The organism is Micromonospora sp. NPDC047527, from assembly GCF_040643015.1.
Classification (GTDB): domain Bacteria; phylum Actinomycetota; class Actinomycetes; order Mycobacteriales; family Micromonosporaceae; genus Micromonospora.
The window spans coordinates 564,251-584,647 of record NZ_JBEYTK010000001.1 but is presented as its reverse complement, the minus strand read 5'-3'; the positions used below and the strand labels follow the sequence as shown (position 1 = coordinate 584,647).

The following is a 20,397-nucleotide window of genomic DNA, read 5'->3' as shown; positions in this document are numbered from 1 at the left end:
GTCGATCGTGATTCCACAAATACGTTCCGCAGCGACCGCTCCCAGCTGTCGCCCGGGGCGGCGAGGGGCTGGGGTTGGGTGTGCGCTGCCTTTGGAGCTGATGTCGTAAGCGATTCAGATCTGTTGGCTGGAGCCGCCTGCGGTTCGCAGTGCGGAGCACGCGGCCGCCGGAGCCCGCAGCCCGCGGCCCGCGGCCCGCGGCCCGGCCGGCGATATCACAAACGATTCAGCTCCAAAGGCACCGCCCACCACATCCCACCAGCGCACACCTGTTTCGCGGCATGCGTGTCCACAGCCGGCGCCGTGTCTGGCCGGGCTGATCGCTACCGGCGGCCCGCGTGTCGCGGGGCGGACTACTCGCCCTCGCGGTCAGCTCCCCGGTCCCCCTCGGAGCCCTCGGGATCCCGGCGGTGGTACTCGGGGCGAAGCTCCGCGCTGGCGAACGCCGCCTGCACCGCCGCCGAGAGCGCGACCATGTCGTAGGCGCCGTGGTGACGCCGACCATTGATGAAGAAGGTCGGAGTGCCTGTGACACCGCTGAGGTCGGCGGAGTCGACGTCCTCGGCGATCCGATCGACGCCCATCCGCTCGACCATGTGCGCACGGAACCGGTCGAGGTCCAGGCCGAGCTGGTCGGCGTAGCTGAGCACGTCAGGGGGGTCGAGTGCGTCCTGGTGCGCGAGAAGCAGGTCGTGCATCTCCCAGAACGCGCCCTGCTCGCCCGCCGCCTCGGCCGCCTCGGCGGCGATCTGCGCACGCGAGTGGACGTCGGTCAGCGGCAGGTGCCGCCAGACGTACCGGACGTTGGCGAAGGCGGCCAGCAGGTCCCGCACCACCGGTTCGGCCTGCCCGCAGTAGGGGCACTCGAAGTCCCCGTACTCCACGACCGTCACCGGCGCCTCGCCCGGCCCGCGCATGTGGTCGCGCTCCGGGTCGACCGGATGCATCAGGTCGACGATCCCCTCGGCGACGCCCAGCAGCGCCCGTGCACGCCGCGCCGGCGGGAGCCGGGCGGCGAAGCGGAACACCAGCCAGGTGATGACGGAGGCGCCGACCGTCGCGACGAGGATGCCGAGCTTCGCCTCGTCCAGGGCCGGGCCGCTCAGGGCGTGGGTGGCGATCAGCAGGGCGACGGTGAACCCGATGCCGGAGACCGTGCCCACCCCGGCGACGGCGAGCCAGCCGACCGGCGTCCGCAACCGGTCGCCACTCACCCGCGTGACCAGCCACGAGGTGACCACGATTCCGGCCGGCTTGCCGACGATGTACGCCGCCACGACACCGAGCGTGACCGGTGAGGTGACGGCCCCGGCCAGAAGCTCGCCGTCGATCACGATCCCGACGTTGGCCAGCGCGAAGAGCGGCACCACAACGTAGCTCGCCAACGGATGGTAGAGCGTCTGCAACCGCTCGTTCGGCGACAACGCCGAGGTGAGCCCTGCCTGGGCGATCCGGGCGAGCTGCGGGGTGGGCTGTTCCCGGAAGAGTCGGAACTGGTCGCTCGCCCGTTCCAGCTCGGTGCGGCCGGGGGCGTAGGCGTAGGTCAGCAACCCCATCACCAGACCCACCACGACCGGGTCGACACCGGACTCCGACACCGCGACCCAGGCCGCCACCCCGAGCAGCGCGAAGACCGGTCCGAACCGCACGCCCCACGCCCGGACGAGCAGGACCACGCCGAAGATTCCCGCCGCCACGAGCAGAGCCGTCGGCGACGGATGGTGGGGGTACGCGATCGCCAGCACCGCGATCGCGACCACGTCGTCGATGACGGCGACCGTCAGCAGGAATCCTCGCAGCCGATCCGAGAAGCGCGGCCCGAAGACGGCCAGCGCGCCGAGCGCGAGCGCCGTGTCCGTGGCCATCACCGCGCCCCAGCCCGCGGCGCTGGGGTGCCCGGCGGTGATCGCGAGATAGATGCCGACCGGCAGGAGCATGCCGCCGATCCCGGCCAGCATCGGCAACGCCAACCGACGGCGCTCCCGCAGCTCGCCGATGTCGAACTCCCGGCGCAGCTCCAACCCGGCGACCAGGAAGAAGAACGTCATGAGGCCGCTGTTGATCCAGAATCGCAGGTCGTGTGACACCCGCCAGTCGCCGAACTGAACGGAGAAGGGTGTGCTCCACAGCGACTCGTACGACGACACGTGCAGGTTGGCCCACACCAGGGCCGCCACCGCGGTAACCAGCACCACCCGAGCGCCGCCGGTCTCGGTTTGCAGAAAGGCGCGCAGCGGGACGTTGATCCGGCCCTCCCAGGCGGTCCGTGCGGACCATCCCCGGGGCGGGTCGCTGCTCGTCACGGGGACAATCCTCCCCGAACTGATCGTCAACCGGCCCGGATTCGGGCGACTGGGTGTTCGCGTCCCTCCCGCTCGGCGCGACAATCAGGGCACGCACAGAGCGCCACCGGTTGATAGCGTACCGATGATCTCGCCGGCCGCCGCCGGCAGTGGTCCCCTGGGGAGGGTCGGCATGTGGGCGGACGACGCGGCGCTCGACGCGGCGGGACGCCGGCTCGACGAGTGGGAGTCGTCGCTCACCGAACGGGCGGAGCGGGCGAGGACGCTGGCGGCGAGGGTGCAGGCTCTGACCGGCACCGCCTGCAGCCCCGACCGGACGATCGAGGTCAATGTCGACTCGGCTGGCCTCCTGATCGACCTGCGGCTCGACGAACGCGTCCGGAACCAACCGGCCGCAGGCACCGCCCGGCAGATCCTGGCGACCACCCGCGCCGCGCAGACAGACCTGCTGACGCAGCTCACGGCCGTGACCACGGACGCCCTCGGCGACGACCCGAGCGCCCAGGCCGTCATCGACTCGTACCGCAGCCGGTTGGTCCGCGACCCGGGGTCCAACGATGCCGGCCGGTGACGGCATCCAGGTCGACCCGGCCGACCTGACCGCCCACGCCGCACGCCTGGACCGCTGCGCCGGCAGCCTCGACACCGCCCAGCGGGCCGGCCAGCACGTCCGGTTGGGCACCGACGCCTACGGGCAGCTCTGCGCAATGATGCCGATGCTGCTCGACGGCCTGCAACGGACCCTGGTCGACGGCATCGGCGCCGCCGCCGGCTCGGTACGCGACACCGCCGGCTCGGTACGCGACACCGCCGGGAAGCTGCGGACCAGCGCCGACGGCTACCGACGCTCCGACACCCACGCCAAGCAACTGCTCGACGGGGTGCGGCAGCGCCGGTGACAGCCAACCCGCTCGTCGCCGCCGCAGCGGACACCCCGCCCAGCGCATGGGCGGGCGTGTGGATCTGCGAGGACATCGAACTCATCGCGCACGGCGTCCGCAACGGCAGCTGGATCGACGGCAGCCTCGGCGTGGTCAGCGCCGGCCTCGACGCCCTCGCCCTCGTCACCGACCCCGTCGGCGCCCTCCTCCAGTACGGCATCGCCTGGCTCATCGAACACGTCAAGCCACTCAGCGAGGCCCTCGACTGGCTCGCCGGCGACCCGGCGCAGATCACCCTGCCTACGACGGCGGCCCGCTCCGTTTGGTCTCCTGCTACGCCGGCGCTGTCAACCCCGGCATCGACGCTGTGCCACTCGGTCAACAGGTCGCCGACGAACTCGGGGTCAGCGTGCTCGCGCCGACGGCCCGGGTGGGTACCCAACGGTGGGCTTCCGAACCCCAGCCGCCAGTCATCGAGAGCGGCGGCACCTGGGAGGTCTTCGTACCGCGTGCAAGGGGGCACCAATGAAGACCGTGGGGTTCTTTCGGGAGCTGGACCCCCACCAGACCGACGTCTACGTGGGAAGCATCCACTCGCGCGCCGACTCGGAGCCAACCCCCGACGCCTTGCTGGTCGAAGGCTATCTCCGCCAGGGGCATGGCCTCATCGACGTCATGGGCGCGGAGGTCGACGTGTTTGGTAGCGGCCGGCACCTGGTCGGAGGCGCTTCGGTGCTGACGGACGGCGAATGGTTGTGGCGCGACGATCTGCGCTTCTATTTCGCCACGTACCACGTGCGCCTGCCCACGGAATTCCTCGAGACAGTGCGCGGCCACGATTATCGCGTGCCAGACCTCCGAGAGGATCGGCTCCAATTGGCCGGAGAGGAAGCGATGCGAATCCTCGGGTACCACTGAATCGGCTATTTGTTGGTCGGCGTTGCTGTGCTCCACCTGCGCCAGGGCCAGACGGTAAACAGGTACGATGCGGCCATGAGCTCAGAGGCGGTTGGCAGGTACATGCCCCCGGTCGTGACGCTCGACGACTTGACGGCGATGATGGCCGCGGACGAGAACCACCGGTACGAAATGAGTCCCGAGGGAGTCGTCTCGATCATGCCGCCACCGGGATACAGCCACGCGATCATCGCAACCCGGCTCATGGTGTGGCTAGCCCAGGGAGGCGTTCCGGCAGAGCACGTTGCTCAAGCTGTCGGGCTACGCATCCCGGGTCGTGACGGCGGTGTCGGCGGCCGCATTCCTGATCTTGTCGTCTGGAGCAAGGCTCAGTCAGACGGTGTCTGGTTGCCGGTGGCCGACGTACTCCTTGTGGTCGAGATCGTTTCACCCGGCTCCGAAGGCATCGACACGGTGACCAAGCGCAGCGAATACGCTGCCGCTGGGATTCCCCAATACTGGGTGGTCGACCAGGATTCGGCCCAGACGGTAACAATGAACCGCCTGGAAGGCGATAAGTACGTCGCCCGCGCGACCATGCCCCTGGCCTGGGTCCTCAACACCGGCTTGGACGAGCACAAGCTGAGCTGACGCGGTTCGACCGGGGAGGCAACCCGTCGAAGCCGCCGCACCGATCCCCCGACGAGCCGCGTGGAATCGACCCCGGCCGTGGGCGGGCCTCGGATCGATCCGTTGGTGGGCCGCTCAGTTCCCGTTCCATCGATGACGGAGGCACAGGGTAGCTGGTCGCCTATCCCCCAGCTCGCGCGGGTCCACAGTGGTCCAAACGCGGTGTTGCCTCGGCCACAGTGCCGGTGTCGGTGTGTCCGGGGATCGGCCGATCTTGACGGGTAGCTGGGCGGTATCCGCAGCACAAACGGCCAGCTACGGCACGACAGACCGTTGTGAACGTCCGCGTCGGCCAGCATGATCGTCTTGTGGCACGGTGGGCACACCGAGTCGCCGCAGACCTGGGCAGTCCCTTCGGGGTGCTGCTGCGGTGACCAGTGCGGAGGCGACGGGAGGATCTCATGCAAGGGGAACTGCAACGCCTTGTCGACGCTCTCGCCGCGTACGCGGGCCGCCCGGCGCTGATCGAAGACCGCCGCCAACGGGTGGTGGTCTACAGCGAACACACCGGACTGATGGACGGCGTACGAAAGGCGTCGATCCTGCGCCGCCAGAGCACCCCGGAGGTCATGGCCTGGCTGCGGGACGTCGGTGTCATGCACGCCCGTACGCCGGTGCACACTCCGGCATCACAGGAACTCGGCCTGTTGCCCCGGTTCTGCGTGCCGATCCGCCACCGGGACCTGCTGCTGGGCTTCGTCTGGTTCATCGACCCGGACGGCACGATGGCCGACGCGGACATTGCCGCCTCCGGCCTGATGAGCGAGCTGTCCCTGACGATGTACCGGGCGAATCTGCTCGGCGAGTTGGCCTCGCAGCGGGAGACCGAGACGGCGCGGACGCTGCTCTCCGACAGCGAGGCGACGCGCGACGAGTCGGTGCGGATCCTGCGCGAGGCGGGCCTGATCGCCGGGGACGGCCCGGCCACCGCAGTCGTGGCGCAACTGGTGGGGTCGACCGACGACCTGCCGGACGAGGTGACCCGCCTGGCTCTGGAGCAGGCTCTGGTGACCACCCGGCGGTGGATCGGCACCCGGGATGCCCTGCATCTCGTCCGCGACGACCACGCGGTCCTGCTGCTCTGCGGAGGGCGGGGCGGCGGACGACTCTCCCCCGAGGTCGCCGCGAAGCTGCTCGACGACAACCTGCGCCAGGCCACGCGCGGGCTCGGCACGGTGGAACGCGTCGTGGTGGGCATCGGGCAGACGCGCCCGGGGCTCGCCGAGGCGGTCGGGTCGTACGAGGAGGCGTTGCAGGCCGCCCGGCTGGGTGTCCGGATGCCGGCGCTCGGCCCGGTGGTGTCCTGGCCGAGGCTGGGCATCTACCGGCTGTTGACCCGATTGGACAGTCGGCACCTGAACATCGCCGACGTCCATCCCGGGTTGCAGCGGCTGCTGAGGGATCAGACGAACCCGGTGCTGCTGCAGACCCTGGAGCGTTATCTGGATCTGGCCGGTAACGCGCACGCCACGGCCGAGCAGTTGCGGCTGCACCGCACGACGCTCTATTACCGGCTGCGGCGGATCGAGGATCTCGCCGACACCGACCTCAAGGACGGCAACGAGCGGCTCTGCCTGCATCTCGCGCTGAAGTTGAGCCGGCTGACCGGGGCCTACCAGCCGACGGAGTGACGCCGGCGGGCGGGGCGTGTGCCGCCCCGCCCGCCGATGTCCCTACTACAGACCTGCCCGCACGGCGGCGGGCCGGCCGCCGACGATCGGCAGCTCGATCACACTGCGGTCGAAGTGCACGGTGATCTCGGCCCGGGTCTGCTTGGCCCGGCTGCTGTAGCCGGAGTACGAGCCGAGCAGCACCACGCCGATCTGGTTGCCGGCCGCGAACACGTAGTCCTCGGCCAGCAGCGGCACCTCGACGGCGTTCTTCTTGCCCGGCACCAGCGGCCGCGACACCGAGAGCGACTTCAGGTTGAGGCCGTCGAGGATCCCCTTGGTCACCAGCTCCTGCGGGCTGGTGGCGATGGTCTTCTCGGCCTGCCGGTAGCAGGCGTTCTCGCCGAACCCACCGAAGGTGGCCTGCTCACCCCAGCAGTCCTCCTCGGTCAGGGTGCGGATGCCGTCGCCGACGGTGCTGAACCGGGGCTGCGTGCCGTAGTCGACGAGCAGGCCGGCGAAGCTGGTGTCCTCGCCGTTCACCGACGCATTGATCTTGACGATCGGCGAGCCGGAGATGTGCAGCGGCGCCTTCAGCGGCTGGGAGAGGAAGACCAGCCGGTTGTCGGTGTTGGCCTGCGGCTCCGACGGGTGCCGGATCGCGTTGGCCTGGCTCATCGTCGGAGTGTCCTGGAAGGTTCGGGTCTCCTGGGGTGCCTTGGGGCCCTTCGGGCCCTTGCCCGGCGTCGAGACGGCGAGCTCACCGGGAGCGCCGTCGGCGCCCGGACGCAGTGCCACCTCGGTGTTCTTGGTTCCCGGAACCGGCCAGTTGCGGTGGGTCTCCCAGACGTCCGGGGCGCGCTCGATGTCGGCCATCGGCTCGTTCATGATGCCGTTGCGCACGTCGTACAGCCAGAAGTCGAACCAACGGTGCAGGGTGTCCACCCACTCGCCGCGACGGAAGTCGAACGGGTCGATGTGACCGGTGCCGGTCAGCCAGAGCTTGCGCGGCACGTTCTCCTCGGCCAGCGCGTCCCACCACTTGCTGAAGTGGTCGGCCCGGACGTTGTTGTCGTTGATGCCGTGGACCACGAAGACGCTGGCGCGCACCTTGTCGGCGCTCGGCACGTAGTCCCGCTCGGCCCAGAACGGGCTGTAGTCGCCGGTGGTGTCGTCGCTGTCCACGCCGAGTTGCGTCCGCACCGGCGCGCAGTACGAGCGCCGCTCCGGGTTCGTCACCGTGTTGGCGAGGCTGCCGGAGTAGTTGTTGGCCCGGGTGACCAGGCCGTTGCTGCGCGAGTAGTCGTACCAGCTGGAGATCGCCGAGATCGGGACGATGGTGGAGAGTCCCTTGACGCCGCTGGCCGCGGCGGCGTTGGCGAGGGTGCCGTCGTACGACTTGCCGATCATGCCGGTCTTGCCGTTGTGCCAGTTGGCGACGACCTTCTTACCGGAGGCGTCGGTGCCGGCCCGGCGGCCGTTGAGCCAGTCGATGGCGGTCGGCGCGCTGATGTTGTCGGCCCGACCACCGGTGACCGGGCAGCCGGTCGAGTTGTTGGTGCCGATCATGTCGAGCAGGACCACCGCGTAGCCGCGCGGGACGAAGTAGTTGTCGTAGAACAGCGGCCACTGGTCGTTGAGGCCGTCGCCGTCGAGGTCGCGCTTGCACTCGGTCTCGTTGCCCCGACACACCGTGGAGTAGTAGGGGCTGGCGTCCATGATCACCGGCACCTTGAGGCCGTTGGCGCTGGCCTTGGGCCGGATGATGTCCATCGAAACAATGTCGCGGGCGCCGTCGCCGTCGGAGTCGACGTCGGAGGTGACGAAGACCCGCTCGCGGATCGCGTCGGCATAGCCGAACACCGGCTGGGTGACACCGTCCTGGATGACCGGCTTGGTGCGGTCCTTCGTCGGATGCGCCGTCGCGGTTGCCGCCGGCAGGGCGACAGCGATGGTCGCAGCGACCACCACTGACGTTCGCCACCAGCTCTTAGTAGTTCGCATCGTGCTCCTTCTCATCTCCGGCACCAGCCGTGGACCCGGTCGTCCCGAGCGAGGTGTCGGGCCGGCGGTGCGACGGTCGCCTCGCACCCTAGAAACGGATTCACAACTGATCATCAGACAGATGCGGAAGGTGGCCGTCAGCCGGTCCTACGTCTGTCGAGATGCGACAGACGTAGGACCGGGTGCCGGGTGATTCCGACACGTGGCCGATGACGTCCCGGCCGCCCGGCCATAGGTTCGCCGCACCACCTCCGCCGGCCGAGCTGACCGTCACCCAGAGTCACCGGCGGAGCCTCGGCGGCATCGGAGACGAGCGCGCCCACCGATTGCCGGGCGACGGGAAGGGCGGGATGTGCGGTTCTCGGGCCCAGCCGTGATCCCGCGGTTCATCGGGCGGTTCCTGGTGCCGGCGGCGTTCGCGGCGCTCTTCGCGGCGCCACTGTGGTTCATGGTGATCGGCTCGCTGCGGCCCGCCGGTCTGCCGCCACCCCGCACCCTCGAAGTGCTGCCGCCCGACCCGACCGTTGCCGCGTACACCCGGTTGCCGGAGCTGATCCCGCTGTTCCGGTACCTGGCCAACTCGGCGCTGGTCGTAGCGGTCGCCGTGCCGCTGACCGTCGTCGTCGCCTCGCTGACCGGCTTCGGGCTGCGGCTGTTGACGCCGGCGGCCCGACGCCGCGCCGTCCTGGGCCTGCTGGCGGTGCTGATGGTGCCGGTCACAGCGGTGTGGGCCACCCGGTTCGAGCTGTTCCGGCTGGCCGGCGTGGTCGACACGTACGTCCCGCTGCTGGCCCCGGCGCTGCTCGCCGGCAGCCCCTTCCTGGTGCTGCTCTACGCCTGGAGCTTCGGTGGGGTGCCGGACACCCAGCTCGGGGCGGCCCGGTTGGAGGGCGCCGGGTGGTTGACGATCTGGCTCCGGGTGGCGCTGCCGCAGGTGCGCCCGGCGACGCTGGCCGTCGGCGTGCTCGCCTTCACGCTGCACTGGTCCAACCTGATCGATCCGCTGCTCTACCTACAGAGCGGTGACCGCTACACGTACCCACTCGGCCTGCAGTTCCTACGGCTGCTGAACCCGACGGACTGGCCGCTGCTGATGGCCGCCTGCGTTGTCGCCACAGCACCGTGCGTGGTGGTGTTCCTGCTCGCTCAGCGGATCCTGCTCAACGACGATCCGCTGGCGGCACTGAGATCTGGAGGTCGTAGGTGAGCACGTTCCGCGCTCGACAATGGATTGCAGTGGTCACCGCCGTGCTGCTGCTCGGCTACGCGGCGGGCTGCGGCGCCGGCGACCGCGCGGCCGACCGGAAGGGGATCACCGTCGTGCTCTTCGGCGACGCCGAGGAGATCGCCGGCTACCGCAGCCTGGTGGCCGCGTTCGAGAAGGCTCACCCGGACGTGCCCGTCAACCTCTCCCCCGTCGCCACCCAGGACGACCTGATGGCCCGCCTGACCACCTCGTTCGCGGGTGGGCAGCCGCCGGACGTGTTCCTGCTCAACTACCGCCGCTACGGCCAGTTCGCCGCCCAGCAGGCGATCGAACCGGCGCAGGGGTACCTGGATCGCAGCACGACGCTGAAGGAGAGCGACTTCTCGCCCCGGGCCCTGGACGCCTTCCGGTTCGACGGCAAGACCCTCACCTGCCTGCCGCAGAACATGTCCTCCCTGGTCGTCTACTACAACGCAGACCTGTTCGCGAGGGCCGGTGTGCCGCTGCCGAAGGCCGGCTGGACGTGGGACGACTTCCTGTCCGCCGCGCAGGCCATGACCGGCGACGGCACGTACGGCGCGGGCGTGGAGCCGTCCCTGCCGCGGCTCGCCCCGTTCGTCTGGTCCAACCGGGGCGAACTGGTCGACAACCCGGACAAGCCGACCACCCTGACCCTCACCGGCAACCCGGCCAGCCGCGCCGCCGTCGACTGGTTCCTCGACCTGCAACTGAAGCACGGCGTCGTGCCGCCGGACGCCGAGGAGCAGAGCGAGTCGAGCGAGGCCCGGTTCATGCGCGGCAAACTCGGCATGTACCTCAACAGCCGGGTCGCCGTGCCGACGCTGCGCGCCATCGACAACTTCACCTGGGACGCGGCGCCACTGCCGATCGCGCCCGGAGGCGTACCCGCGTCGATCCTGCACAGCGACGCCTACTGCATGAGCGCCGGGCTGCGCGACCACGACCGGGCCTGGCGGTTCATCGAGTTCGCGATGGGCGGGCAGGGCCAGCGGATCCTCGCCGAGTCGGGCCGTACGGTGCCGTCCCGGCTCGACGTGGCCAACTCCCCCGATTTCCTCGACCCACAGCAGCCTCCCCGGTCGTCGCGGGTCTACCTCGACGCCGAGCCGCACCTGCGCGCCACCCCGCGCACGGGCACCTGGTCGCGTGTGGAGCGCGAGGGAGGCGGCCTGCTCGAGGAGGTCTTCTACGGCCGGGTCGAGCGCGAGAAGGGCTTGCGACAACTGGAGGACAAGCTCCGGCCGCTCTTCGCACTCCAGGTGGGCGGCGGTGGCTGAGCGGGGCGTGATCCGGCTCGAATCGCTGACCAAGTCGTACGGGAAGGTCGTCGCCCTCGGCGGCGTCGACCTGGCGGTACACGCCGGTGAGATGGTGACCCTGGTCGGTCCGTCCGGCTCCGGCAAGTCGACGATCCTGCGGCTGATCGCCGGGCTGGACCGGCCGGACGGTGGCCGGGTCGTCGTCGACGGGCAGGACGTCGCCCAGGTGCCACCGCACCGCCGCGCGGTGGCGATGGTCTTCCAGGACTACGCGCTCTATCCCCACCTCACCGTCCGCGGCAACCTGCTGTTCGGTCTACGGGTCCGCCGCGTCCGGCGCGCGGAGGCCGAGGAGCGGGCCCGGGCGGCGGCCGAGCGGCTCGGCATCGCCGACCTGCTCGACCGCTACCCCGACGAGACCTCCGGCGGGCAGCGCCAGCGCATCGCCCTCGCCCGCGCGCTGCTGCGCGAGCCGACCGTCTACCTGCTCGACGAGCCGCTGGCCAGCCTGGACGCGCCGTTGCGCTTCGCCACCCGCGCCGACCTGCTCACCCTGCACCGTGAACTGGGCACCACCACCATCCACGTCACCCACGACCAGGCCGAGGCCATGACGCTCGGCGACCGCGTGGTCGTCCTGGACCGCGGGCAGATCCGCCAGATCGGCCCACCTCAACAGGTGTACGACGAGCCCGCGGACACCTTCGTCGCGGGCTTCCTGGGCAGCCCGCCCATGAACCTGGTGCCCGGCGGCGGCGTCCTGGGCGGCGCCACCGACACCACCATCGGCGTACGCCCGGAGGACCTGCGCCTCGACCCCGACGGACCGGTGGAGGCGACAGTCGAGGCGGTGGAGGCGCTCGGCAGCGAGGCCGTCCTGCTGACCCGCTGCGGCGACGGCACCCGACTGATCGTCCGCACCGGGCCCCGACCCGGCGTGGGGCCGGGCGAGCAGGTACGACTACTCGCCGACCCTGGGCGGATCCACCGCTTCGACGCCGCCACCGGGCGACGCCGGTGAGCAGCGGTCGGGTACGCCGGCAGCTGACCGCGTGGGCGTTCCTCGCGCCGTACGCGGTGGCCGTCGTACTGCTGATCGCGCTACCCGCCCTGCTCAACCTCGGCTACGCGTTCACCGACCACACCGGACTGACCCGGGATCCGCGGTTCGTGGGCCTGGACAACGTACGCCGCCTGCTCTCCGACGACTTCCTCGTCGACAGCGTCCGCGCCTCCGCGATCCACCTGGCGCTGGCCGTACCGCTGCGGCTGCTGGCCGCCATCGGACTCGGCCTGCTGTTGGCCGCGCCGCGCCCCGGTGGCCGCTGGTTCCGGGTCGCGGTCTACCTGCCGACCGTCGTGCCCGACGTGGCCCTCGCGGTGCTCTTCCTGTGGGTGCTCAACCCCCTCTACGGCCCGCTCAACCAACTGCTCGGGCTCTTCGGCCACCCGGGCCTGAACTGGCTCGCGGAGCCCGGCTCCGCGCGGCTGGCCGTGGCGCTGATGCTCGCATTCCCGATCGGTGAGGGTTTCATCGTCGTGCTCGCCGCCCGACGGATGCTCGACGGTCGCCTTTACGAGGCGGCCGCGTTGGAGGGCTGCGGGCCGTTCGGCCAACTGCGCCGGCTCACACTGCCGCTGCTCGCGCCGGTGCTGCTGCTGCTCGCCGTCCGCGACACGATCCTCACCCTGCAGGTCAACTTCGTGCCCGCGTACGTCCTCACCGACGGAAGACCCGCCAACGCCACGCTCTACCTGCCCGTCTACATCTTCGACCAGGTCTTCGAGTTCTCCGGTTTCGCCTACGGAGCCATGATCACAAGCGTTCTCATGGTGGTCACCGGTGTCATCATCACCGTGCTGCTGCTGCTCGTGCGACGCTGGCGGGTCCTGCGCTGAGCGTGCCATCCTGCTGTGGTGAGACTCCGGATGATCGCCGTCGTGGCCATGGTTCCGCTGCTCGCCGCCTGCGGCGGCACCACCTCCGGGCAGGCCACCGGCCGGGGGCCGGGAATGCTCGCGAACCTGCCCAGCTGCGACCGGGTGCCGCTGGACGCCGACGCCGAGGTCGACAGCAAGGTCACCGGTCTGCTGTTGCCGGACGGCGCGCGGGTCACCTCGGTGGTCGAGCAGGGTGCCCTCACCACGGTCGCGGCCACCATCCGGATGACGCCGCTGGACGTCCGCGCCCACTACGAGAGCCGTGGCGACATCGACCTGCTGCGCGCCGAGGACGAGGTGTTCGAGGCCGAGGTGCTGATGCGGGCGCAGGAACGACGGACGTACCTGCGGGCCACCGCGCTCTGCGCGGACGGCACGACGCTGACCGCGGTGATCGGGCCGGACTCGGATGAGGCCGGCCTCCCGGAGTTCCAGAGCAACTGATCATCGAACCCGCTCGACAGGTGTCCTAATCGGACCCGACGAGTCGCGACAGATGAGCAGTGACGTCGACCGATGCACTGTCTAGCGTGCGCTCAGAATCGCTTTCGCGGTCACATGGCGCGTCGACAGGGAGACTACATGCGACTCACGCTCGTCCGAAGGTACCGCGGGCTCGCAATGACAACAGGCCTGGGCCTGGTCATCGCGCTCGCGCTGACCGGCTCGTCCGTGCCCCGACCGGTCCAGGAGTCGTTAGCCACCAACTCGCCGACCGGGCCGATGGAAGTCCCCGACGAATGGATGACCGCTCAGCGGATGAGCGACGGCAGCCGGGAACTCTCGGCGGCCAAGTACGTGAAGGCTCGCGGCGAGGCCCTCAGTCTCAGCCTGCGCACCAACCTCCTCTACCGCCACCTGGCGGAGCGAAAGTGGAGCTTCTTCGGCCCCAGCAACATCGGTGGCCGGGTCGTGGACATCGCCGTCGACCCGCAGGTCCCCGACCAGATCTTCATCGCCGCCGCGTCCGGCGGCATCTGGAAGTCCGACGACGCCGGCGCCACGTTTGAGACGGCCTGGCCGGACGACGGTACGCAGAGCATGGGCGCGGTCGCGATGACCAGCAAGGGCGTCCTCTTCGCCGGGACCGGCGAGGCCCAGCCCGGTGGCGGCTCGATCACCTTCGGCGGTGACGGCATCTACCGCTCGAAGAACCGGGGTAAGACCTGGCAGCACGTCGGCCTGAAGGACAGCCACGCCATCGGCCGCTTCGCCATCGACCCGACAAACGAGGACCGGATCTTCGCCGCCGCCAGCGGCAACCTCTTCGTACCGGGTGGCCAGCGCGGCGTCTACCTTTCCGAGAACGGTGGGAACAGTTGGAAGCAGGTGCTCGCGCCGCCGAACGCCACCACCGGCGCCACCGAGGTCATCATCGACCCCAGCAACCCGCGCCGGATGTACGCGGCGATGTGGGACCACCTGCGTGAACCGCACCAGCGCACCTACGGCGGGCTCGGCTCCAGCCTCTGGCGCTCCGACGACGCCGGCCGCACCTGGTCGCGGATGACCAACGGCCTGCCCACCGACGCCGACCAGGGTCGCTGGGGCATCGCTGTCGCACCGGACAACCCCCAGCGGCTGTACGCGTACGTCGGCACCGCGCTCGGCCCGTTCCGCGCCTTCTACCGCTCCGACAACGGCGGCGACACCTGGACGCAGACCCCGGTCACCGCCGGTCAGGCATCGCAGTCCACGTTCAGCTGGTGGTTCGGCAAGCTCTTCGTCGACCCGAACAACGCCGATCACGTCTTCCTCACCGGCGTGAACCTCATGCGCTCGACCAACGGCGCGCAGAGCTTCTCGTCCGTGGGCGGCGTCCACGCCGACCAGCACATCCTGCGCTGGGACCCGAAGGTGCCCGGTCGGGTCTACCTGGGCAACGACGGCGGCCTCTACCGATCCGAGGCGAACGGCGCGAGCGGCTGGGTCAAGGCCACCTACGAGCCCTACACGCAGTTCTACACCGTGGACGTCGCGGAGACCGACCCGGTGCTGAAGGTCGGTGGCGCGCAGGACAACGGCTGCAACCGCGGCTACAACGGCGTCGGGGGCCCCTGGAACGCCATCGGCTGCGGTGACGGCCTCCAGGTGATCATCCACCCGGAGTACCCGAACATCGTCTTCGGGTGCAGCCAGTACGGCTCCTGCTACCGGTCGGAGAACTCCGGCGGCACCCCCCGCCAGACCATCGGCACCAACCAGACGACCTCGCAGCGCCGCAACTGGCTGACCCCGCTGCAGTTCGACCCGAGCGACCCGAACGTCATGTACTACGCCGGGAACATCCTGAACCGCTCGACGGACAACGGTCGTACCTGGACGCCGATCAGCCCCGACCTCACCGGCGGCGGCCCCAACGACCCGAACGGCTACCCGTGGGGCACGATCACCACCGTCGCCCCCGCGCCCACCGACGGCAACAAGATCTACGTCGGCACGGACGACGGAAAGCTGTGGTGGACCGACAACCTCGGGCAGAACTGGCAGCAGGTCGCCCCCCGCCAGCTGCCCGGCACCTGGGTCACCCGGGTGGCGGTCAACCCCGCCGACAAGAACATCGCGTACGCCACCTTCTCCGCCTTCCGGTCCGGCAGCGACCGGTCGCACGTGATGATGACCCGCGACGGCGGCCGGACCTGGAGCAACATCGGCCGCGGCCTGCCGGACGCCCCGGTGAACTCCATCGTCGCGACCGCCGACGGCCTGCTGCTGGTCGGCACCGACGTCGGGGTCTTCATGTCGGCGTGGAACGGCGGCGAGTGGGCGGCGCTGGGCACCAACCTGCCGCAGGCGCCCATCATGTACCTGCGCTACCACGAGCCGAGCCGGCAGCTCACCGCGGCGACCTTCGGTCGGAGCGTCTACGACCTCACCGTTCCGCGCTGCCCGGCGGCATCGACGAGGCTGCCGCTCAAGCCGACCGGGGTGGGCGTGATCGGCGTCCTCTCCTCCTGCCGAGCGGGCTGATCAACAGGTAGTTCGTCGCGTCTGACGCGGCACGCAGGCCACCTCCCGGATTCGGGAGGTGGCCTGCACCGTTGCCGGGTACTGGGGCGACGAGGGGCTCAACGCCTGCGCTTGTTCAGACTGGGAAGTCCGCCGGACACGGTGCGTACGGTGCCGTCGGGGTTGCTCCGGCCCGGTTTTTGCTGCGCCTCCGTCACCCGCCGTCCCGCAAGGTCGGAGGCACGAAGGTTGACGACGACCGGTTCCGACCGCTGCCAGATCCGTAGCTGAGCCAGTGCCTGTTGTCTGTCGGAGATGCCCGTCAACGCGTGAATCGCCGGCATCGTCCTGGACAGGTCAGCGAGCAGGAGATGGGCAACTTCGGCGGGGCTCAGCAATCGTCGCGGGGCATTAGCCACCGGCACGAGAGAGCCCTGAACCTTCCCGTTCTGGAGCCACAACCACACCTGCCGCTTGCCGTCGTCGACCCGCATGACAGGGGTGGCGGGCTGGGACGACGGCGAGGGCGCGGCCGCCTTGGCCGAGAGGTGGGCCTGCGACGCGACCGACGGCCGCGCCTCTCCGCGCGACCGCGCCGGGACCTCGGCAGCCGGACGTGGCGGAGCCGCCCCGACCGACGGTGTCGCCGCACCGGGGCCTGGCGGTTGGATCCGGGCCTCCTGCCACCCCTCAAGGAACCAGCCGGCAAGCGTCCACTGCTCCGCGGTAAACCTGACCGGAATTGCCTCGACGGCGTGGGGGGCCGAAGCGTCCTGGACGGTGAGTTGCGCGCGTCGCTTCGCGCGGTCTGCGTCGGTGGCCGAGCGGATACCGCGGATCGCCGCCAGCGGTATCCGCCTGCCGTAGGCCTTCGGCCACGGCAGCAACCGCCAACGCCGGAGGACAAGTTGCTCCCCCTCGAACCGGGCATCCCAACGCTGAACGGCCATCCCCGTCACCTCCGTGCTGCGGAGGTTAGCGACGTCGTGATCACGCGGGCACTCGGCCCTACGGGCAATAGAGGTGACGAATCATCCGGTTCCGCGCCCCGACGGCGCGCGGAGGCTAGCCGCGCGCCCACTCCGGCGGTGGCAGCACGGCGAGCTGCGGTTCACCGGAGATCGGCTCCAGCGCGTACACGATCCGCAGGTCTCCGTCGGCGGCGGCGTCCTCGTCGGTCATGACCCGTCCGCTGCTGCCATCGGCGCTGACCAGCAGCCACCGGTCCGGATAGATACTGCCGTCGTCGGTAAGAGCCCGCACCCCGAAGGTACGGGCGAGGCTGATGGCGAGATCCCGCTCGTTGCATCCGGTGGCGTCGGCGAGTTCGGTGTCGCCGGTGAGTATCCAGCCGAATTCCTCGTCCTCGTCGGGCGGGGTGAACATGGCCATCGGCCGGGGATCGTCCACCGCCCGGTCCCCGATCCGACCGACATACACGGCCTCGGGGGCGATGCCGTAATCCTGTTGCAGGTGCCGGCGCAGCGTATCGGCGGGCAACGCGGCCTCGAAGTGGATCTGGTACTGCACCTCATACCCCCGGTAGCTCTTGTGATGCCGGAACACGTCGAGAGTGCGCTCCTGCGCGACCTCGGTCAGACCCGGTCACCGACACAGGCGGCGAGAGCAGTCGCCGCCGTGACCATCGCGGAGGAGGCAGCGCCGGACGCCCGGCACCCACAGGTCACAGAAGACGCGCTTCAAGATCCGATCTTGGCTGTCGTACCTCTCTGGCAGGATGTCGATCATGACGACAACACGCCCCGCCACTCAGCACCTGATCTACGGTCACGCACAGTTGCACGACTGCCTCGCCTTCGCCGACGCGAACACCGCAGCCGAGGAGGCCGGAGAAATCAAGGCGCTCGCCGCCGCCCGCACCTGGGACGAAGCCCGGAAGGTCCAGATGACTCACCTCTGGAACCCCGCCGGCGCGGACTGCTACGAGCCGGACGGAGAGTACGCCGACGGCAAGCCCTTCACGCTCAACGAGGTGAGCTCGGTCGTAGAGGGCGACTGGCCCCCGATGGTCACCGAGCGAGGGCTCGAACTGCTTCCCGTAGACGTGCAGGCCCAGTTCGGGAAGCGCGAGTTCACCGCGCACAACGGCGACTACCTCAACATTCCCCTTGATCAAGAGGCCGAGCTGGTGGCGGAGCTGCGCCGACGCGGCTACGAGGTGACCCGCGACGACGAGCTCATCAACGTGCTCGACGGGCGCAGCTTCAGCCCGCTGGCCTAACGGCCCACCGCCTGCGGCACCTGCGCGACGGCGTGGGCGGGTGACCCTCACCTTCGCAGGCGGCGGGAACAGCCGCCGTCGTGGCCATCGCGGAGCAGACAGCGCCGGCCGCCAGGCATCAGCCTGTCGCAGAAGACCCGGTGGCGCAGAAACTGCGCGTCCTCTTCGGAGACCGTGGTCTCCCCCGGGTCCGCCATCGGCAGCACCAGCATCCAGTGGCCGACCACCCGGGCCAGGCGCTGCGCGGCGGGCAGGTCCGCAGCGACGACGGGCAGGTGGATGACGTACCGCTGGCTCATCGATTGTGGTCCCGGTCGTTGCGAGCGCGGGCGTGGTCGGTCTGCCAGCGACGCAGCGCGTGCTTGATCCGGGCGGTTTCGAGGCGACTCTCGGCGAGAGCGGCGTAGACGGCAGCCATGTCGACGGCGACCCGGTCGAGGAAGGCGTACACGTCGTCGGGGTTCAGACCGCGACGCCCGAGCCCGGTCGGCGCGAAGCGGCGCTCACGCACCTGCCACGGCAGCAGACTGGTGTACGCGCCGGAGCGGTACGTCGTACCACCGCTCGCCGGCTCTGGTCGCTGGTTTCTGGCACTCATGTCTGCCTGCCTTCCTGGTACGCAGGGGCGAGGGTGTCGGGGAAGCACGGCGACCGTTCGGGGGGACCGACGGCCGCCGTGCTGTGATCAGCCTGCGACAGTCCGCAGCCAAAGCGCAACGTTCCAGACCGCAATTTCGCCGTTGTGCATTGACTTTCTTTGCTGAAACCCGTAGGAGTTGCAGCAGCAGGTCACGCAGTGTTGCGTGATGGAACCAGGGAGTGTGCGGATGCCCGACGACATCGGATCGACCGTGCCGCGCCGGCAACTCGGCCGGCTGCTTCGGCAGTTCCGCAACGAGGCCGGCGTGACACTCGACGCCGCCGCCGAAGCCCTCGAATACAGCCGGCAGAAGATCTGGCGCCTCGAATGCGGCCAGGGCTCGGTCCGGGTGCTCGACGTCAAGGCCATGTGCGAGCTGTACGGGGTGTCACCCGAGATGACCGAGGCGATGCGCGGCCTGGCCGCCGAGACGAAGTCGAAGGGCTGGTGGCACGCGTACGGCGACGCGGTGCCGAACTGGTTCGAGCTGTACGTGGGGCTGGAATCCGCCGCCGCCCACCTCCGCGAGTACGGCGAGAACTTGATCCCCGGACTGCTCCAGACCCGCGCCTACGCACTCGGTCTCTTCCGACCCACGAGCCGGTTGAGCATCGAGGAGCGCGAACGGGCGGTTGAGGTGCGGCTGCAGCGTCAGACCCTGCTCACCCGTCGGCTTCCACAGCCGCCGCACCTGGACGCCGTTCTCTCGGAAGCGGTGCTACGCCGTGTCGTCGGCGGCCCGACCGTGATGAGTGAACAGCTCGTTCGTCTCCTCGAAGCATCGGAACTGCCCAACGTGTCGGTTCGTATTGTGCCGCTCGCGGCAGGGCCACATCCCGGTGCGGTCGCAGGATCCTTCGTGCTCCTGGACTTCCCGGCCACGAAGGGCGGCCGGGCTGCACCGGAACCGTCGGTCGTCTACAGCGAGTCGCTGACCGGGGCGCTCTACCTCGACAAGCCAGACGAGCTTCGGGCCTACGAAGACGTCTGGAAGGGTCTGGATGCGCTCGCGCTCGGTCAGGCAGACTCAAGGGACATGATCAAGCGAATCGTCGGGGAGATGCGGCATGACTGACCTGACCGGCGCCGTCTGGCGCAAGAGCACCCGCAGCGGCGACAACGGCGGCAACTGCGTCGAGGTCGCCACCAACATCCCTGACGCTGTCGCTGTCCGCGACTCGAAGGATTCCACGGGACCGCTACTCACCTTCGCCGCCCAGGCATGGACCGACTTCATCGCGGCTGCCAAACGTGAGGGCCTCGCCAGCTGAAGGTCGGCTTCGCCGACGGTGTGCAGGCACGTGCGCGGGCGCCGCCTACTTCAATCGCTCACCAGTCACGAGCCCACTCCGGCGGCGGTGCCCGACGGCGAGGTGCCGCTCTCCATTTATCGGTGCAAGAGGTGCACCACCCGCAGCTTCCCGTCGGCCGCTGCGTCCTCGCCGATCAGGACGCGGCACTGCTGCCGTCGGTGCTGACCAGCAGCCACCGGCTGGGGAAATGCTTCCGTCGTCGACCAACGCCGCACCCCGATGGTTCGGGCCAACGTAACCGCCAACTCTCGTTCACCCTGACCAGTAGCGTCGGCGACCTCGTTGTCACCGACCAGGGTCCAGCCGAACACATCATCCCCCAGGGGAGGGCTGAGCATGGCGACCGGCCGAGGGTCATCGACTGCTCGACCCTCGACGCGTCCCACGTAGGCGGCGTCCGGTGAGAGTGCCGTAGCCCTCATTGAGAAATCGACACAGTG

20 protein-coding genes are annotated in these 20,397 nt (G+C 69.7%); 14 read left to right on the top strand and 6 right to left on the bottom strand.

The features are described from left to right. Positions 1-353 precede the first annotated feature (353 nt). A complete protein-coding gene (gene nhaA, locus ABZ808_RS02460; RefSeq protein WP_356999817.1) occupies positions 354-2,303 on the bottom strand; it encodes a Na+/H+ antiporter NhaA in 1,950 nt (649 codons plus the stop codon). A 172-nt stretch (positions 2,304-2,475) separates the two neighbouring features. Between nhaA and ABZ808_RS02455 the strand changes: the two genes are divergently transcribed. The 5 genes from ABZ808_RS02455 (at position 2,476) to ABZ808_RS02435 (ending at position 6,402) form a co-directional block, all read left to right on the top strand. Next, positions 2,476-2,874: a YbaB/EbfC family DNA-binding protein gene (locus ABZ808_RS02455; protein ID WP_356999814.1), complete on the top strand. Its 399-nt coding sequence runs from the start codon at positions 2,476-2,478 to the stop codon at positions 2,872-2,874. Continuing rightward, positions 2,861-3,202 carry a type VII secretion target gene (locus ABZ808_RS02450; RefSeq protein ID WP_356999811.1) on the top strand — a complete coding sequence of 114 codons (342 nt, stop codon included), beginning with the start codon at positions 2,861-2,863 and terminating at the stop codon, positions 3,200-3,202. The genes ABZ808_RS02455 and ABZ808_RS02450 overlap by 14 nt, the downstream gene beginning before the upstream one ends. A gap of 507 nt (positions 3,203-3,709) precedes the next feature. Then, entirely contained in the window at positions 3,710-4,102 is a 393-nt protein-coding gene (locus ABZ808_RS02445; protein WP_356999808.1) for a hypothetical protein, read from the top strand. Between the two features lie 114 nt (positions 4,103-4,216). After that, positions 4,217-4,732: a Uma2 family endonuclease gene (locus ABZ808_RS02440; protein WP_356999805.1), complete on the top strand. Its 516-nt coding sequence runs from the start codon at positions 4,217-4,219 to the stop codon at positions 4,730-4,732. Positions 4,733-5,172: 440 nt separating this feature from the next. Beyond that, positions 5,173-6,402 carry a helix-turn-helix domain-containing protein gene (locus tag ABZ808_RS02435; RefSeq protein WP_356999802.1) on the top strand — a complete coding sequence of 410 codons (1,230 nt, stop codon included), beginning with the start codon at positions 5,173-5,175 and terminating at the stop codon, positions 6,400-6,402. A gap of 45 nt (positions 6,403-6,447) precedes the next feature. On the opposite strand, the gene ABZ808_RS02430 is transcribed toward ABZ808_RS02435, so the two are convergent. Continuing rightward, entirely contained in the window at positions 6,448-8,385 is a 1,938-nt protein-coding gene (locus ABZ808_RS02430) for a Xaa-Pro dipeptidyl-peptidase (protein WP_356999799.1), read from the bottom strand. Between the two features lie 373 nt (positions 8,386-8,758). Here ABZ808_RS02430 and ABZ808_RS02425 point away from each other — a divergent pair, with 373 nt between their 5' ends. From ABZ808_RS02425 to ABZ808_RS02400, 6 genes are all read left to right on the top strand, one after another. Beyond that, positions 8,759-9,592, top strand: a complete 834-nt coding sequence (locus ABZ808_RS02425; RefSeq protein WP_356999797.1) for a carbohydrate ABC transporter permease — start codon at positions 8,759-8,761, stop codon at positions 9,590-9,592. After that, positions 9,589-10,890, top strand: a complete 1,302-nt coding sequence (locus tag ABZ808_RS02420) for a sugar ABC transporter substrate-binding protein (protein ID WP_356999795.1) — start codon at positions 9,589-9,591, stop codon at positions 10,888-10,890. The genes ABZ808_RS02425 and ABZ808_RS02420 overlap by 4 nt, the downstream gene beginning before the upstream one ends. Then, complete coding sequence (locus tag ABZ808_RS02415; protein ID WP_356999793.1) at positions 10,883-11,893, top strand: ABC transporter ATP-binding protein; 1,011 nt, start codon at positions 10,883-10,885, stop codon at positions 11,891-11,893. Before ABZ808_RS02420 ends, ABZ808_RS02415 begins: the two co-directional genes overlap by 8 nt. After that, the gene (locus ABZ808_RS02410) at positions 11,890-12,771 is read left to right on the top strand and encodes a sugar ABC transporter permease (RefSeq protein ID WP_356999790.1); all 882 of its coding nucleotides are present in this window, start codon (positions 11,890-11,892) and stop codon (positions 12,769-12,771) included. Before ABZ808_RS02415 ends, ABZ808_RS02410 begins: the two co-directional genes overlap by 4 nt. 18 nt (positions 12,772-12,789) lie before the next feature. Further along, complete coding sequence (locus tag ABZ808_RS02405; RefSeq protein ID WP_356999788.1) at positions 12,790-13,257, top strand: hypothetical protein; 468 nt, start codon at positions 12,790-12,792, stop codon at positions 13,255-13,257. A 177-nt stretch (positions 13,258-13,434) separates the two neighbouring features. Next, positions 13,435-15,783, top strand: a complete 2,349-nt coding sequence (locus ABZ808_RS02400; protein WP_356999786.1) for a glycosyl hydrolase — start codon at positions 13,435-13,437, stop codon at positions 15,781-15,783. Between the two features lie 98 nt (positions 15,784-15,881). On the opposite strand, the gene ABZ808_RS02395 is transcribed toward ABZ808_RS02400, so the two are convergent. Continuing rightward, on the bottom strand, positions 15,882-16,712 hold the full coding sequence (locus tag ABZ808_RS02395) for a hypothetical protein (RefSeq protein WP_356999784.1): 831 nt from the start codon (positions 16,710-16,712) through the stop codon (positions 15,882-15,884). A gap of 115 nt (positions 16,713-16,827) precedes the next feature. After that, entirely contained in the window at positions 16,828-17,328 is a 501-nt protein-coding gene (locus ABZ808_RS02390; RefSeq protein ID WP_356999781.1) for a hypothetical protein, read from the bottom strand. A gap of 181 nt (positions 17,329-17,509) precedes the next feature. On the opposite strand from ABZ808_RS02390, the gene ABZ808_RS02385 reads away from it, so the two are divergent. Continuing rightward, positions 17,510-18,004, top strand: a complete 495-nt coding sequence (locus tag ABZ808_RS02385; protein ID WP_356999779.1) for a hypothetical protein — start codon at positions 17,510-17,512, stop codon at positions 18,002-18,004. 47 nt (positions 18,005-18,051) lie between these two features. On the opposite strand, the gene ABZ808_RS02380 is transcribed toward ABZ808_RS02385, so the two are convergent. Continuing rightward, positions 18,052-18,303 carry a hypothetical protein gene (locus ABZ808_RS02380; protein WP_356999777.1) on the bottom strand — a complete coding sequence of 84 codons (252 nt, stop codon included), beginning with the start codon at positions 18,301-18,303 and terminating at the stop codon, positions 18,052-18,054. Then, positions 18,300-18,602, bottom strand: a complete 303-nt coding sequence (locus ABZ808_RS02375) for a DivIVA domain-containing protein (protein WP_356999774.1) — start codon at positions 18,600-18,602, stop codon at positions 18,300-18,302. The genes ABZ808_RS02380 and ABZ808_RS02375 overlap by 4 nt, the downstream gene beginning before the upstream one ends. A gap of 178 nt (positions 18,603-18,780) precedes the next feature. Here ABZ808_RS02375 and ABZ808_RS02370 point away from each other — a divergent pair, with 178 nt between their 5' ends. Both ABZ808_RS02370 and ABZ808_RS02365 read left to right on the top strand, forming a co-directional pair. Further along, positions 18,781-19,719, top strand: a complete 939-nt coding sequence (locus tag ABZ808_RS02370) for a helix-turn-helix transcriptional regulator (protein ID WP_356999771.1) — start codon at positions 18,781-18,783, stop codon at positions 19,717-19,719. Then, positions 19,712-19,915 (top strand): DUF397 domain-containing protein, encoded by a 204-nt coding sequence (locus ABZ808_RS02365; RefSeq protein ID WP_356999769.1) that lies wholly within the window; start codon positions 19,712-19,714, stop codon positions 19,913-19,915. Before ABZ808_RS02370 ends, ABZ808_RS02365 begins: the two co-directional genes overlap by 8 nt. Positions 19,916-20,397 lie beyond the last annotated feature (482 nt).

Bases quoted from the DNA above. Each gene is read 5' to 3' on its own strand.
- ABZ808_RS02455 (WP_356999814.1), top strand. From the start codon at position 2,476: ATGTGGGCGGACGACGCGGCGCTCGACGCGGCGGGACGCCGGCTCGAC.
- ABZ808_RS02365 (WP_356999769.1), top strand. From the start codon at position 19,712: ATGACTGACCTGACCGGCGCCGTCTGGCGCAAGAGCACCCGCAGCGGC.
- ABZ808_RS02395 (WP_356999784.1), bottom strand. From the start codon at position 16,712: ATGGCCGTTCAGCGTTGGGATGCCCGGTTCGAGGGGGAGCAACTTGTC.
- ABZ808_RS02445 (WP_356999808.1), top strand. From the start codon at position 3,710: ATGAAGACCGTGGGGTTCTTTCGGGAGCTGGACCCCCACCAGACCGAC.
- ABZ808_RS02430 (WP_356999799.1), bottom strand. From the start codon at position 8,385: ATGCGAACTACTAAGAGCTGGTGGCGAACGTCAGTGGTGGTCGCTGCG.
- ABZ808_RS02435 (WP_356999802.1), top strand. From the start codon at position 5,173: ATGCAAGGGGAACTGCAACGCCTTGTCGACGCTCTCGCCGCGTACGCG.
- ABZ808_RS02450 (WP_356999811.1), top strand. From the start codon at position 2,861: ATGCCGGCCGGTGACGGCATCCAGGTCGACCCGGCCGACCTGACCGCC.
- ABZ808_RS02380 (WP_356999777.1), bottom strand. From the start codon at position 18,303: ATGAGCCAGCGGTACGTCATCCACCTGCCCGTCGTCGCTGCGGACCTG.
- ABZ808_RS02400 (WP_356999786.1), top strand. From the start codon at position 13,435: ATGACAACAGGCCTGGGCCTGGTCATCGCGCTCGCGCTGACCGGCTCG.
- ABZ808_RS02385 (WP_356999779.1), top strand. From the start codon at position 17,510: ATGACGACAACACGCCCCGCCACTCAGCACCTGATCTACGGTCACGCA.
- ABZ808_RS02375 (WP_356999774.1), bottom strand. From the start codon at position 18,602: ATGAGTGCCAGAAACCAGCGACCAGAGCCGGCGAGCGGTGGTACGACG.